Raw genomic sequence first — 14,548 nt, 5'->3', positions numbered from 1 at the left:
CGCCGTTGGCGTCGTGTTCGCTACGGTAGTACGCGAATTCACCAATGAGGTGTTGGATACGCCTTTTGCACCGATTTCATAATCATAGACCGTGCCGCCAAAGGTTCCGCGAAAGCGAATTCCGACAAAGTCATCTGTCCCATATGAACCTGTTGCACCATCTGAAACAAAATTCTGGATGTTCGTGATGCCACAGTAAGTCTGGATCGCGCTACTTGATATATTCGCCGGCGAAGGTTGAATCGTATAGCCAATCCATGCGTTTCCCCCAGATGAAGACCATCCACCTCCGAAGAAATCCAAACCCGCATCGCCATCCGCAGGGTAGTAGAACGCATTAAAGCGACAGTCCGTCGCTGTAATCCCGATTGGTCGCACCTGAACATCGTCAAAGGAACTACCGCCACCCAGCGCCATCGCGCTGCGTGGAACAAATGATAGGAGAAATAAGAGAGAGAGCGTGAGGACACGGAAGACTATATTGAGCACTGATCAATCCAATCGAGTATTTTGGCGCAAAACGCGGCGTTGTGATTTGGATCTGAAATTACCCAGATAGATTTTCAAATCCGTGCCCTGGGGCACAGATTCGTAATTCGTAAATTGTTTGGTTGTGGCAGAAACGAACGGGATCGCCGTGAGTTCATGAAATGCGACGCGCAACCCAACGCGATTGCAAACTTCGGAGTTACCACAATGGAACCAATTCTAGGGCAAGTCATCATGTTTGGTGGGAATTTCGCACCGCGCGGATGGGCATTTTGCGATGGGCAGCTTCTTCCTATTGCTTCGAATTCCGCTTTGTTTAGCCTCTTGGGCACGACATACGGCGGCGACGGGCGTTCCACCTTTGGCCTACCTGATTTACGCGGCCGTGCGCCGATACATGCGGGTACGGGCAACGGCCTTAGCCCACGCCAAATTGGTCAAAGGGTCGGTCGCGAGGATGTTACCCTCACTGTCGCTGAAATGCCTGCACATGGTCACGGCGTAATGGCGTCGTCTTCGGCGGCTGATAGTGTACGACCTTCGAACGACTATTTAGCGAGCGCCAATATTTATTCCAACGAGCCAGGCCGACTCAACGAGTTGGGAACACAGACGATTACTCCTACTGGCGGCAGTCAACCGCATGAAAACATGCAACCCAGCCTGGTGATCAACTACATCATTGCACTTCAGGGCGTTTATCCATCGCGTAGCTAAGCGCATCAGGACGGTTAGTTCTTGCCCGTGTGGACTAACCTATGGGCGAACCGGCAGATTTGCGGTTAGGTTCGCCCATATTCTTTTTCGAGGAAAGATCATAAGATGAATAACCGTAACAGATTTTTTGCTCTGACAGCAGTTGCTTCGGGGTTAATCGGAACCGCCACGTTGGCTTCGGATCATCGCGATGCGCCTTACACGCAACTCCATCCGATGGCGGACATTGGCGATAGCTTTGTCTTTCGCGGAGAGCAGACTGGTGGGCTTACCATGTCGTTTACGCTCAACCCGCTTTCTGGCAGCGGCGCGCCCGGTACATTGGGGTCCGACGAAATTCGGCTCGATCCTGAACTCATCTATATGTTCAAGCTGGACACCGATTACGATGCCATCGCGGATATCACTTACAAGGTTCGCGTCCACGATATTGAAGGCGAAGCACAGCGCCAGCGAGTCGAGCTCAAGCGTGCAACGGGTGATGATGCTCGATCAAACCGCTGGGATGGCGAGGATGTCGGATCCGGCTATACGACCGCGTTGAACCATGCGCTTGAGGTCACGACAGGCATAAATGGAGAGTTGCTCTTTGTCGGGCCACGTCGCGATCCTTTTTTCTTTAACTTTAGCACCGTCCAAGCGCCTGCTGCTTTGGCGATCAAACAGGCTCTTGCCGGTGGTGATCACCTGCCTGCAGCGCCTACATCAATCGGTGCATTTGGCGTCTCGGACATGACCTTGATTACCCTCGAGGTACCGGGACTGGCGGATCAGGCACTGAACTACTGGGTCGTTGTTGCCCAAGAGGATGGTATCGCCGTTGACCGCATGGGCCGCGCAGGGGTGCAAGGCATCTTTTTTGTGGATCCTCCGGTTGGCTATAACCCCGATCGTTATTTGCCCGTTGATCCTGCCTATCCAACGGTTGGCGATTTCAACGATGCCTATAACGCGGCACGCCCTGACGAAGGGTTGGCAAAATTCGGTGATCAATTTCGCTTTAGCTTTGAGCGGCTCGAAGTCGAAGAAGATAAGCTAGACGCCACAGTCGACTTTTATGCACCCGACATGATCCGTTGGGATCCCACAGAGCCAGCAGGTTATCCTAATGGCCGCAGCTTTGCTGAGGATGCGATCTATTGGACCATCGCGGATGTTAACCCGTTCTTCTATGCAGATCCGACCAGCTTTTTGCCGCGTAGTTCAGATCAAGACTTGAACCTGCAAAAGTTCCCTTATGCGGCACCCTCGTTCAATCAAGCATGGAAACCTGGTGTTCCGGTGCGCCCCGTTGCGCCGATCTATATGGACTAAATCAAAGTTGCGTGGGCCGGAATACATCAACCGGCCCGCGCCCCTTGGCTTGGATCGCGCCCAAAGGTTCAAAACCATTCTGATCAATCAACAGATCATGGGTACTGCGTGACAAAAGGATTTCATTCTCGGCACATCCGGCCACAACACGCGCAGCAGTATTTACCGTGTCACCCCAGATATCATAGCTTAGCCGATCATGCCCAATGACCCCCGAGAGCACTGGGCCAGAGTTGATTCCGATACGAATTTTCCAAGCTGGCGCATTTTCGGACAAACCAAATGGGCGCACGGTCTTTACAAATTGCAAAAAGGCGCGTGCCGCCTCGAACATGCGTGTCGCCGATTTTGGGTCCTCATTCAGGCCAGACACGCACATGTAGGCGTCCCCAATGGTTTTCACCTTTTCGATCTGATGGGCGGCAACAATCCGGTCAAACTCTGAATAATATTGATCCAAAATTTGCACCAGAACCAACGGATCAAGTGTTTCGGCGCGTGCCGTAAACCCGACGAAATCCGCGAACATCACTGTTGCATCTTCAAATCGGCGCGGGACCACGCCGCCCGTTTGCTTTAATTCGGACGCAACCGAACTCGGCATAATCGATTTGAGCAGCTGATCAGTGCGTTCTTGTTCGAGGGTCAGACGTTCGTTCGCCACCTGCAAGGCGGCTCTTGCCTCTTCAACCTCGGCCAGTACGCGTCGTTGAAACGACTGTCCGGTATCAATCAGGTGCTCAAGTTCGGCGCGCCTTAGCTCGGACTTGGCCAGCAGTCGCTTTGTACGTCTGAGTTCTCTGTCGTTGTCCGCAGGACGGTCAGACATAAAAGCAACTTTCCCTGATCTTATTCGCTCTTTGGTGTACCAAGCAGAACGGCAACAAATGCGTTCGTGTGCGTCAATGACACGCCGCCGTTGGTGTCTGGGCCAATCTCACCATAGCAATAAAACCCGGCTGTCGGAACATCCTCGCCAATGACGTTCTTAATGGATTGGAATTCTTCGCCCGTCCGCGTCCCCAGAGTGGCGCGGCGCCCAGCGCATGAAAACAACAATGCCGCATCAACGCCATCAGCATCAAATCGGGAAAATGCCTGTCCGACAGAGTTGCGCGCCGCGTCAACGATTTCTTCGCGCGAGGCCGTCGCCAATTGGACGCGGCTACCTTGTTCAACGGGATTCACCAGATGCAGCGCGCCCGTCTTTTCGTCAAAGTTCAACGGTGAGCTCAGCACAAGCGATTTACGCGTTTCATCCTGCACCGCCAATGGATAGAAAATCGACGGTTGCTGCAAATAGTCTGCATAGAGATCAGCCGCGGGCCGTTCGTCGATTTCATGTACAACGGGGCCTTCGGCCTTGGTCACGATATGCGGCTGACCAAGCGGTGTATAGCCAGTGGAGACTCCGGTCGAAATTGACAGAGGGCCGTGCAGTAACAAAACCACCACAGCGTCGCTGGTGACGGTATCACCGTAAAGCTGCCGTGTGCCTTCGAACCGCAACTGGTCACCTGCCGCGCCACCAACAACGGGGACGTCGGGGCCAACCGCATCGCGCAGCCCCTCAACCAGATGATGAATATTGGTGCCCAGCCCTTCGAGCAGGGTAATACAGAGCGCGGGGTTCACCTGTGAACCCGTGCGGGCCATGGCAACCGCACCTTGCGCTGCACCTTTGGGGTTAGCAATCGCGCCGTGTCCGATCCCGGCGGTAAAGCTAATCACATCAGAGGCAAAGAGCGTAATGACGAGGCTATCCTCAAGAAAGCCTTCGCCACCTGCAATTTCACCGTCAGTGGTGCATCCAACAATCAACAGTTCGGGGAAACGCGCGGCAATTGCCTGCCCAACAGCACCAAGATCAAAGTCGACCGCAGCATAGACAATACCTGCTTGTGGTATGTGCCCACCCAATGACTTTTCAGCCATGTCTAGGGCGACTTGCGTTGCCTCCACAGCATCAGGTTCGTCACACCAACCAACGGCAACCTTTAACATATTATTCCCCTTTTCCCCGAAAGAAGAATGCCAAAGGTCACTCTTCTGTTATTTTTGGATAAGCATCATTTTATTCCCAAACAAGCCCGTTTTTCTCCATAAGCTTAATCGCAGCAACCCTAGCGACCTCTTTGAAACTAGAGACAACTTTGGGGATGTAATTCCCCTCTTGGGTTGCGGAAACCCAAGGATCTTGGGTGGTTGAAATCAGAAATGACATTGATGCGCCGGCTGTTGGCTTCAGCCCAGCGCGCGCGGCATAGGCGTTCACAAACTCTTGGCCGTAGCTGGGCACATCAAAGGCTGACGAGGTCACGAACATCGGTTGCTCAGGCACAACACCGCCATCATAGGTGCTGATTGACAGGGTCTGATAGATCGCAGTGTTCAGCGCATTCATCAGGGTCACATCACTGTTCCAGCCGTCCTTGGTTTTAAAGTTGACGGCATAGGTGACGATATTCTGATCAGACCCTAGTTCCTTGAACAAAGTATGCGCGTGTTTGTCCTTCTCAAAGAGATCAACCAGCGCGTCATTTTCAAGAGGCAGGAATTTATCGCGGATATAAGCAATCTCGCGCGCCACCTCCTCTGGGCTTTTACCAGCTTTTTCGGCCGGCAGGCGCTGGAACGGCACGACTTTGATGATGTCGTCCGAGCCGTCGATTGCCACCAATTCAGAATAAAGCCGCTTGGAGTTGAAAATACACTTTCCTAGCAATTTGCCGTAGCCTGACTTGTCTGGTCGGATCATCGCATGAGACAGGTAAACCCCAGCAGCGGCGGCACCCGGCTTTGAACCTTCGATACCGTAAACACCGACCGTTGGGTCAACACCGCCATGATAGACAACTGGCGCGGTAAAGGTGATCATATCACGCATCGCGCCATTGCGGTAACACAGCGCACCGGCAGGATATGGGATAAAGCCAGCCTTGTGTGGATCAACTGTCTGCGTGTCCGCATGTTGAAACGCGCGATATTGGCGCAAGACGTAGTCGCTCATGACCATTGCTGGGGTTTGTTCCAGCGCACCAGCCTGATCTGGGTCGATAGGTTCCTTGCTGTCGCGTAGCATTGACGCGAAATAGCCACCCCAAGCACCGTCAACATGCAGCGAGAATTCCAAACCTTTGGCCCGATATTCGTCACGCAGTGCAACGATGTCGGCCAGCGGATCAACCGCGCTTTCTTCGGTCGATCCAACAACGGCAACGACCTCGATCACAGGGCGTTTTTTATCCAGACAATCCTGAAGCACCTCGCGCAGGCGGTCCATACGCATCCGGCCATCTTGGTCGACTTCGATACGCCAAAGCTGGTTCGCGCCAAGGCCAATCAGGGCCGCGCTCTTGGGCCATGAATAATGTGCTGTCGAAGGCGCCAAAACGACAGGCAGGCTTTGGACGTCTTTGGAAATAAATCGTTGTTGGTATTCCGCAAGGCCAAGGTTCTGCACTGAATATTTTTCTAACGCAGCTTTGATCGCCTCTGGGGTAACGCCAAATTTCGATTGCATCCGTGGCGACAAGGCAATCACGTCATCAATGGCAACGTTCAACAATTCCCAGCAATCCAACTCCAACAGCTTTTTGCTGCGTCCATCGGCCAGTGTCACCGTCACCTCTTTGGCGGCAGAAAGGTCTTCTTCGTTACGGATAGCTTCTGCCAAAGTGATCGGCATGTATTTCAGATTGCGCGCAGCCCACATCGACTCTCCGTTGGCGACGGAACCGTCACAGGTGATATGCGCCCATGGCGTTGGTGCGCCGTCATTTTGTTTGCCATCCTCGGGCACCGGATAGCCCAACATCCGCGCGAGGTCTTTGCCGACCTCAATCTCGAGCAGGGTGGTAACAGGAGATGCCTCGGCAGCGACGTTATTCTGGTTGTAAAGCATCGCAGCGAAATACCCGATCGCACCGGGCATGGTGATATCCCAATACATGTGCGACTGGTTGCGATAGCTAGACAGGGGGATCGACCCGTGCAATGCGCCCAGCAGGTCGTCGAGTTTATGATCAAGCGTCGAAATCGTCTTTTTATATGACTCGGATTGTTTGATCTCTGGGGTCACATAGGGCGGATCATCAAACTGCGCGCCATATTCACGCCGGGCATTACAATGCGCAGCCACCGCACGTTCAACCGAACGCGATAGCACATCCTGATTTTCTGCAAGCGGCCCCAGAAACCACCCGGCAAGGGAAGACGACCCCTTACTCCGGTCAAGGTCCATCCGACCTTCATCTTGTTCCTTTTGATGAAACGCCGAAAGCGTTGAAACGATCCGTTGGTGCTTGTCTGATTTTTCCATTTTGAATGTCCGCTTGTAAGATGTCCCGTGATAAAAACATGCGCATGGTCCAAGCCGACGTCGGCCTGGCCATGCAAAACTGGTTACCCATGCGTTTTGTGATCGCCTGAATGAAATTTCTGTGCGCTAGGGCACGACACGACAAAAAGACTGTTAAAGTCGTTAGTCTGCAGGCCCCTCTGAGGCCTCGAGCAGGCGATCAACATCCAAGATCACAACTTTTTTGTGCTTAGTTTCAATGATCCCCGCCTTGTTTAGGCGCGCAAAGGCACGGCTGACCGCTTCGCGGTTGGACCCGACGAACCCGGCCATTCCCTCGCGGGTGGGGGCATCGCTGATCACACCACCGTCGATCAACTGCTCTTGGGCTTGGGCCAATTGCATCAGGCGAACACACACGCGCGTCACAACATCATGAACAACCAGACCGAACACGCGATCATTCATGCGACGCAGGCGCGCGCCGAGGTCCGTGGCCAGGTTAATGGCCATCTGCGGATGTGCCATCAATGTTTCGCGAAACTGCGCAGCACTCAGCTTTGCGAGAACACATTCTGCATTCGCCGAAATTGTAATGGATCGCGCTGCGCCGTCCAAGGCGGCCAACTCTCCGAAATAGCCGCCCGCTGCAATTTCGGTGAACAGAATCTCGCGTCCGTTATCGGCAACCAACTGTCCGATCACTTTGCCAGAAACCAAGAAATACGTTTCCGTTGTCGTGTCACCATGTTGCATGATCAATCGACCACGCGGTGCTGTGATAAATTCCATCTGCTTGGCGATGGTCGCGCGCTCATTTTCCTCAATGCCGGAAAAGAGACTGCAGTTCCCCAGCGTCTCTTGATGTTGCGCCCATGCGCTATGACTATCTGCCATCTATGTTTCGTACCCTAATCGTACGCCCCCAACCCAAAGATTACGGCAAGCCTACACATATGGCTAGGCCCGATTGCGGGTGAAAATGCATCAGATTGCCAATTTTCACGTTTTACATTGAACCACTTGGCGCGGATTAAATCGGGCGTTATCACGACACTCTGATTACAAACAGGAGCCTTCCATGAGCGCCGTCGCAGACCGCATTTCTCGCACTATCGCAACCGACATTGGCGCAAAACCAGCGCAAGTCAGCGCAGCGGTTTCACTGCTTGATGGAGGCGACACAGTGCCATTTGTCGCCCGCTACCGCAAAGAGGTGACAGGTGGGCTTGATGATGCGCAACTGCGTACATTGGCAGATCGGCTGGGCTACCTACGCGAGTTGGAAAAACGACGCGAGGCGATCCTCGGGGAAATCAAGGCGCAGGGCAAACTGACCGATGCGCTGGCCCGCGAAATCGCCGCCGCCGACGTGAAAGCGGTGCTTGAGGACTTATATCTTCCTTACAAGCCCAAACGACGTACCAAAGCAATGATCGCGCGCGAAAATGGGTTGGAGCCGCTCTTGCGGGCAATCATGGACGACCACACAGCAGAGCCGACAGCGCTTGCTGCTGGCTATGTGACCGAAACCGTGCCAACGGTCAAAGACGCCCTAACAGGTGCACGCGACATATTGGTCGAAGAACTTGGTGAAAACGCAGCACTGCTGGGCCGCCTACGCGAGATTATGCAAAACGAAGCACTGATTAGCGCCCGCGTGATTTCTGGCAAAGAACAGGCCGGGGCAAAATTCTCGGACTACTTCGAACATAGTGAAAGCTGGGCAAATATTCCTTCGCACCGTGCGCTTGCCATTCTGCGTGCCGCAAAAGAGGAAATCGTGACCATCAGCATCGCCCCGGATCCCGAAGAGGGGCTACCGCGCATCATCAATATCATTGCCGCCAGCATCAATGTAGCAGGTAGCGCACCGGGTGACATCTGGCTACGCGAAGTCGCCAATTGGGCGTGGAACGTAAAACTTAGCCTGACGATGTACATGGATTTGCTGGGTGATCTTCGCCAACGTTCACATGCCGCGGCAATTGATGTCTTTGCCAGAAATTTACGTGACCTGCTGCTCGCTGCACCTGCCGGTGCGCGTGCCACCATTGGGCTTGATCCGGGTATCCGCACAGGGTGCAAAATAGCCGTCGTCGATGAGACAGGTAAACTGCTCGAGACCGCAACAATCTATCCGTTTCAGCCGAAAAACGATCTGCGTGGCGCCGAAGAAACGCTTGCACATTTGATCCGCAAACACGGTGTTGCACTGATCGCTGTGGGTAACGGCACCGCAAGCCGCGAATCTGAGCGCCTCGTGCATGATGTGATCAAGCGACTGCCAACGGGCACCCCGCGTCCGACACCCGTCATCGTGTCCGAAGCTGGCGCATCGGTCTATTCAGCATCAGAAGTAGCGTCAAACGAATTCCCAGGTATCGACGTTTCGCTACGCGGGGCGGTGTCCATCGCGCGGCGTCTCCAAGATCCGCTGGCCGAGCTTGTTAAGATCGAACCCCAAGCGATCGGCGTCGGCCAATACCAGCATGATGTTGACCAACGCCGCCTTGCCAAATCCCTTGCCGCTGTGGTCGAGGATGCGGTGAACGCCGTCGGTGTGGATCTGAACATGGCCTCTGCGCAATTGCTGTCACATGTGGCAGGTCTTGGCCCATCATTGGCGCAAGCGATTGTGGCGCATCGCGATACGCACGGTCCATTTGATAGCCGCGAAACGCTGCACAAGGTCTCTGGCCTTGGCCCCAAAGCCTATGAGCAATGCGCTGGTTTCTTGCGGATTACGGGCGGTACAGAGCCGTTAGATGCGTCATCGGTTCACCCCGAGGCCTATGGCGTCGCACGCAAGATTGTCGCCGCCTGCGGTAGAGATATTCGTGCAATCATGGGCGATAGCAAGGCTCTCTCAGGCTTGCGCGCCGAACAATTTGTCGATGCTAATTTTGGTCTGCCAACGGTCCAAGATATCCTGACCGAATTGGAAAAACCTGGCCGCGACCCGCGCCCCAGCTTTAAGACCGCAACCTTTGCCGAAGGCATCGACAGCATCACTGATCTTAAGCCCGGTATGTCGCTGGAAGGAACCGTCACAAATGTCGCCGCCTTTGGGGCGTTCGTTGATATTGGCGTTCATCAGGACGGTTTGGTTCACGTCAGCCAACTGGCAGATAAATTCGTCAAAGACCCGCATGAGATCGTTAAGGCAGGCGATGTCGTCAAAGTGCGTGTCACCGAGGTCGACGTCCCCCGCAACCGTATCGGGTTAAGCATGCGCAAAGGTGGCGATCAACCCGCACCCGGCAAGCGCGATAATCGACATACAACCACCAAATCCCGCGCCCCTAAAGGACAGCAACGCCAAGGTAACACAAGCAGCCAAGGCGCATTTGGCTCTGCACTTGCAGACGCGTTCAAACGCGCAAGAGACTAGCTACACAAGAATGGTAAAGTAGAGCGCGACTAAAATCGCCTCTACCCCATTCTTGTATGCATCAAGTTCAATAGGTTAAGCGCTGTCGCGCTTGACCACTTCAAAACCGATGTCGTTCACGGGCACAACATGTGTTTCGTTCTGAAACCGCGACAGCAATGCCATTGCAGCGGAACTGCCGAGTGTCGCTCGATCAACCCGGACTGTACTTAGCGATGGTTCGGTATGGGCTGCGAATTCTTGGTCGCCAAAGCCCATAATTGCCACATCTGTCGGCACAGCCAGCCCTTGGGCGTTAGCCTCAATCAGCATGCCATGCGCCAGCACATCAGAGCTACAGAATACGAACGTACCTGATTTCATCTGCTGACCCTGCAAGGCCTGCAACCCGGCGCGACCATTGGCCAGAGAGGCATGTTTGCACTGCACCGCCTGCTCAACGCGCGTACCGGTGAGCTCTGCAAATCGCGTCTCAAACGCCCGGCGACGTCGCTGCGCGCGTTCGTCGCTGGCCGAGACTGTCGCCGCCATCGCATAGCCATGAGACACAGCAAATTCGGCCGCCATTGCAGCGGCCTTGTCGTGTGAAAACCCTACGCAGATATCAATCGGGCTTTCGGTCGTATCCCAGATTTCCACCACGGGAATATCCGATGCCAAAAGCATCTTTCGGGCTTTCGCCGTGTGATGAATACCTGTCAGCAAGACCGCATCCGGACGCCGTGACAGGTGAGTCAGGATCATCGCCTCTTCGTCTGCTGGGTCAAACCCGGTTTCTGACAACAAGACCTGATAACCGTGTTCACGCATGACCGATGAAAACGACGCAACGGCCGCCGAATAAACGATATTGGTGATTGACGGAACAAGTGCCGAAATCAAATTGCTTTTCTGCGAAGCGAGCGCGCCCGCAATCGCATTGGGCACAAAACCCGTCGCATCAATTGCGTCCGTAATTTTCTTGAGCGTCTTGGCCGACACCTTGTCCGGGTCCGACAATGCGCGCGACACCGTCACCTGCGATACACCCGCCAGCTTGCCCACGTCTTCCATTGTGACGCGGCGCGACGTTTTCTTGCGGGTGAGGTTCGTTGTATCCATCATGCAGCCCATTGTCGTTTAGGGATCAACGGGCTGCAAGTCCCAGTTATACACTGGTTTTCGTTTTTCTGCTAAGCATCACAGAGCCCGCAACCGAGCCAATGATCAGCAACCACAAAACCACGGCAATCCAGCTCTTGGTGACGAAAATCGACAAGTCACCAAAGGATTCAAGGCTCTTGACGAAATAGACCTCGGCAGATGGCCCAAGGATAAACCCGATGATGAACGGCGCAATTTCCAGCCTAAGCTTGGTCGCGACCCACCCAAAGATCCCAAAGATCAGCAAAGTCCAAACATCAAACATGATGCCATAATTGATCGTGTAGGCACCGATGACACACATCATCAGGATGATGGGGAACAGCAGATGCTTGGGCACGGTGACCACTTTGGCAAAGTAGCGGATTGCAAAATACATCATCGCAAACATCGCGACATTCGCAATCAACATCGCAATAATCATCGCGTTCCACGTGTCAGGGCTGTTTCCGATGAACAGCGGCCCGACTTGAATTCCCTGCAAGGTAAACGCACCAATCAACAAGGCAGTCGTACTATCTCCCGGAATACCCAGCGATAGCAAAGGCACCAGCGCCCCACCCGTAAGGCCGTTGTTACCGCTCTCTGAGGCGATAATGCCGGCTGGTTCGCCCTTGCCAAAGTTTTCCGGCTTTTTCGAAAAGGTCTTGGCGTTGGTATAGGACAGAATAGACGCAGCCGACCCACCGACACCGGGCAAAATGCCAACAAACGTACCAATCAGTGAGGACCGCACAACATTGGTGCCCTGTCCGCGAAAGATCTTGAACGAAAACTTGCTACGTTCTTTGACCTGTAGATCCCCGGCGGAGTGACCTTTGGGCACGCCTAGTTCAGCCTGCTCCAAGATCGCAGCCAGTCCAAACAATCCGATCAGCACCGGCAACAGTGAGAAGCCCCCATCCAGCCAGTATTCAGTTCCCGGCGGGATTAGGCGATATTTTCCGTTGCCGCCGTCAGAAATGTCATAGGTCCCAATCAGCGCAACGAATATCCCCAAGAACCCCGAGAAAATCCCCATCAGCATATCAGACGACAATGCCGCCATAACGGTCAGCGCAAAAACGATGATCAGGAACTTTTCGACATAGCTGAACTTGATCGCGAAATCGGCCAAAGCAGGGGCAAAGAGATAAAGCACCAACAGCGAAATCAAACCACCTGCGAGCGAGGCGACGATACCGATTTTCAGGGCGCGCTCGCCCTCGCCTTTTTGGGCCATGGGATACCCATCCAGCGTGGTCGTAATCGAACTGGGCGTGCCTGGTATCCCTAGCAAAATTGCGGGAACCAACCCGCCAGATATCCCACCAACATAGAGCCCCAAGAGCAAAGCAAGCCCATTTTCAAGGCCCAAAGAATAGGTCAACGGCAGACATACTGCGACCGCCATAGTGGCCGTCATCCCCGGGATCGACCCAAAGATAATACCGACCATCGTGCCACCCAGGATCAGTGACACAAACAAAGGAGTGATAAGTTCCAACATGATAGGCTCGTTATGGCAGGGTCAAAAAGAACGGATAGGTGAACAGCCACCAGACAAAGCCGGGCCCAACAACCGATACGATCGCAAGGCTAATGACTGATCGCATGGGGCGTTCATGCATGAACAGCAGCCCCACCGTCATGACAAAGGGGATCGAACAAATCAGAAATCCACGACCCGTGTTTGGCCAGATATTTCCCACTGGAACCATCAGCGAAAAATACAAAAGCGTGATACCCAAGGCTCCGAAAAACCGAGGTTTATCCATGGCCTCGAACACGCCGCGCCAGTAAGGCAGGGCATTTAGGATACGCTGACGATCACGGATGATTATCGCGACCAATAAGATCGCCAAAACCACAGCAATAAGCCGTGGAAACACCAAATGCGAACGCTCAAAGTCGATAGAAACTTTGGTTAGATCGTTCATTCACTTTCCCCGAAATTTGATACAGGCGGGACACGCATTGCGCGCGCCCCGCTTGCTTTGATTAGTTACCAGCGATTGCTGCAATCACGTCTGCATAAGTATCGCGCTTTTGCGTAAGATGCGCGTTCGCTTCTGCGGATGGCAAGAAGTTCGGAATAAAGAACGAAGCTTTCTGACGTTCTTGGATTTCACCCGCTGCGTAGATTTCAGTCAGCGCTGTATCGATTTGATCAATGATCGCCGGGTCCATTTCCGGGTTGAACAAAAAGAAGAACTCTTTGTCAAAAGTGAAATCAGCCGATCCATCGAGGGTCACAGATGTTTCCGGCGATGCATATGCCAGCATGTCGTCGCGGGTCGTGCCGCCCATTCCTGCCTCTGGTGCCTGCTCCAATGTGGTGTCACGTGCTGTGATCCAGACAAAGCGCATGCCTTTGTCGTCACCATCCTCAAGCTGGGTGAACTGTTCGTTCGCTTGGATAGATCCGTTGATCACATCCGCCAGATCATCCCACATGGCTTGGTTTTTGTCCGACTGAGATCCGGTGTTCACGGCGACGATGTTTTCTTCGGAACCCGGTGCACGGACCTGTGCCGCATTCTTCATCGCGGAAAAGCCGATCTCGGAAACACCACCCGGTTGGATCGCGACGCGCACGCGCTCACCGTTTTCAGCAGCTGTCAGAATATCGTCCATCGACTGATATGGGCTTTCGGCAGGTACCAGATAGGCGTTGCCGGGGTTAATCGCGACAGTTGGACCAACGACATAGTTCGCAAATGGATCATCATAGCCCTCGCGGCCATAAAGATTACCCAAATATGACTGATCGTGGAAGATCATGATCGTGCTACCGCGGCTGTCACGGTTCAGGGCTTTGAACGCCTCTGATGCGCCGACTGCATCAACTTTGATGTTGATTCCCAGATGCTCTGACAGGGCCTCGGCCACAATTGCAGAGTTCTGATAGGTGTCACCACCAGTCGAAGTTGAGCCAATGACCATACGGACGTTGCGGGGCAATCCATCAGCAGACGCAGCGATCGGGGCCGATACAAGCGCAGTCGCAGATGCAGCTGCCAAAAGTGTGCGGCGGGTAAAGTTCATAGTTTCCTCCCAGCGGCCTTGGGGCCGTTTCGATTAATAGTGTCGGACATCTCCACCTGTCCAGAGCGCATTTATGAAAGCGCATACATATTTTCCAACACGAACGCAGAGCGCCTGTCAATAGCCTCAATCAAAATAGTTAAACTTGAGAAAAATATCCGGAA

General features: G+C 53.7%; 12 protein-coding genes. 3 read left to right on the top strand and 9 right to left on the bottom strand.

Going from position 1 to position 14,548, the window contains the following annotated elements:
* On the bottom strand, positions 1–489 hold a 489-nt coding region (locus TW80_RS17020; RefSeq protein ID WP_157033326.1), incomplete at its 3' end, for a hypothetical protein.
* A gap of 207 nt (positions 490–696) precedes the next feature.
* Here TW80_RS17020 and TW80_RS17015 point away from each other — a divergent pair.
* Positions 697–1,206, top strand: a complete 510-nt coding sequence (locus TW80_RS17015) for a phage tail protein (RefSeq protein WP_045998667.1) — start codon at positions 697–699, stop codon at positions 1,204–1,206.
* Positions 1,207–1,311: 105 nt separating this feature from the next.
* Positions 1,312–2,520, top strand: coding sequence for a DUF4331 family protein (locus TW80_RS17010; RefSeq protein ID WP_045998666.1), 1,209 nt, complete (start codon positions 1,312–1,314; stop codon positions 2,518–2,520).
* Between the two features lies 1 nt (position 2,521).
* Here the strand turns inward: TW80_RS17010 and TW80_RS17005 are convergent, their stop codons facing one another.
* The 4 genes from TW80_RS17005 to TW80_RS16990 form a co-directional block, all read right to left on the bottom strand.
* On the bottom strand, positions 2,522–3,349 hold the full coding sequence (locus TW80_RS17005; RefSeq protein ID WP_052701051.1) for an adenylate/guanylate cyclase domain-containing protein: 828 nt from the start codon (positions 3,347–3,349) through the stop codon (positions 2,522–2,524).
* A gap of 20 nt (positions 3,350–3,369) precedes the next feature.
* Complete coding sequence (locus tag TW80_RS17000; RefSeq protein WP_045998665.1) at positions 3,370–4,524, bottom strand: FIST signal transduction protein; 1,155 nt, start codon at positions 4,522–4,524, stop codon at positions 3,370–3,372.
* A gap of 70 nt (positions 4,525–4,594) precedes the next feature.
* The gene (locus TW80_RS16995) at positions 4,595–6,841 is read right to left on the bottom strand and encodes a pyridoxal phosphate-dependent decarboxylase family protein (protein WP_052701050.1); all 2,247 of its coding nucleotides are present in this window, start codon (positions 6,839–6,841) and stop codon (positions 4,595–4,597) included.
* Between the two features lie 162 nt (positions 6,842–7,003).
* Positions 7,004–7,717, bottom strand: coding sequence for a Crp/Fnr family transcriptional regulator (locus TW80_RS16990; protein ID WP_045998664.1), 714 nt, complete (start codon positions 7,715–7,717; stop codon positions 7,004–7,006).
* Positions 7,718–7,901: 184 nt separating this feature from the next.
* Between TW80_RS16990 and TW80_RS16985 the strand changes: the two genes are divergently transcribed.
* The gene (locus TW80_RS16985; protein WP_045998663.1) at positions 7,902–10,214 is read left to right on the top strand and encodes a Tex family protein; all 2,313 of its coding nucleotides are present in this window, start codon (positions 7,902–7,904) and stop codon (positions 10,212–10,214) included.
* 75 nt (positions 10,215–10,289) lie between these two features.
* On the opposite strand, the gene TW80_RS16980 is transcribed toward TW80_RS16985, so the two are convergent.
* The 4 genes from TW80_RS16980 to TW80_RS16965 all read right to left on the bottom strand — a co-directional run bounded on the left by TW80_RS16980 (position 10,290) and on the right by TW80_RS16965 (position 14,384).
* A complete protein-coding gene (locus TW80_RS16980; protein WP_239450582.1) occupies positions 10,290–11,318 on the bottom strand; it encodes a LacI family DNA-binding transcriptional regulator in 1,029 nt (342 codons plus the stop codon).
* A gap of 43 nt (positions 11,319–11,361) precedes the next feature.
* Positions 11,362–12,846 (bottom strand): tripartite tricarboxylate transporter permease, encoded by a 1,485-nt coding sequence (locus tag TW80_RS16975; protein WP_045998662.1) that lies wholly within the window; start codon positions 12,844–12,846, stop codon positions 11,362–11,364.
* Positions 12,847–12,856: 10 nt separating this feature from the next.
* Positions 12,857–13,276 carry a tripartite tricarboxylate transporter TctB family protein gene (locus TW80_RS16970; protein ID WP_045998661.1) on the bottom strand — a complete coding sequence of 140 codons (420 nt, stop codon included), beginning with the start codon at positions 13,274–13,276 and terminating at the stop codon, positions 12,857–12,859.
* Between the two features lie 61 nt (positions 13,277–13,337).
* Entirely contained in the window at positions 13,338–14,384 is a 1,047-nt protein-coding gene (locus tag TW80_RS16965) for an ABC transporter substrate-binding protein (protein ID WP_045998660.1), read from the bottom strand.
* Between the last annotated feature and the right edge of the window lie 164 nt (positions 14,385–14,548).

This window comes from Loktanella sp. S4079, assembly GCF_000967725.1.
GTDB lineage: Bacteria > Pseudomonadota > Alphaproteobacteria > Rhodobacterales > Rhodobacteraceae > Yoonia.
This window is presented reverse-complemented; position numbering and strand designations above follow the sequence as displayed.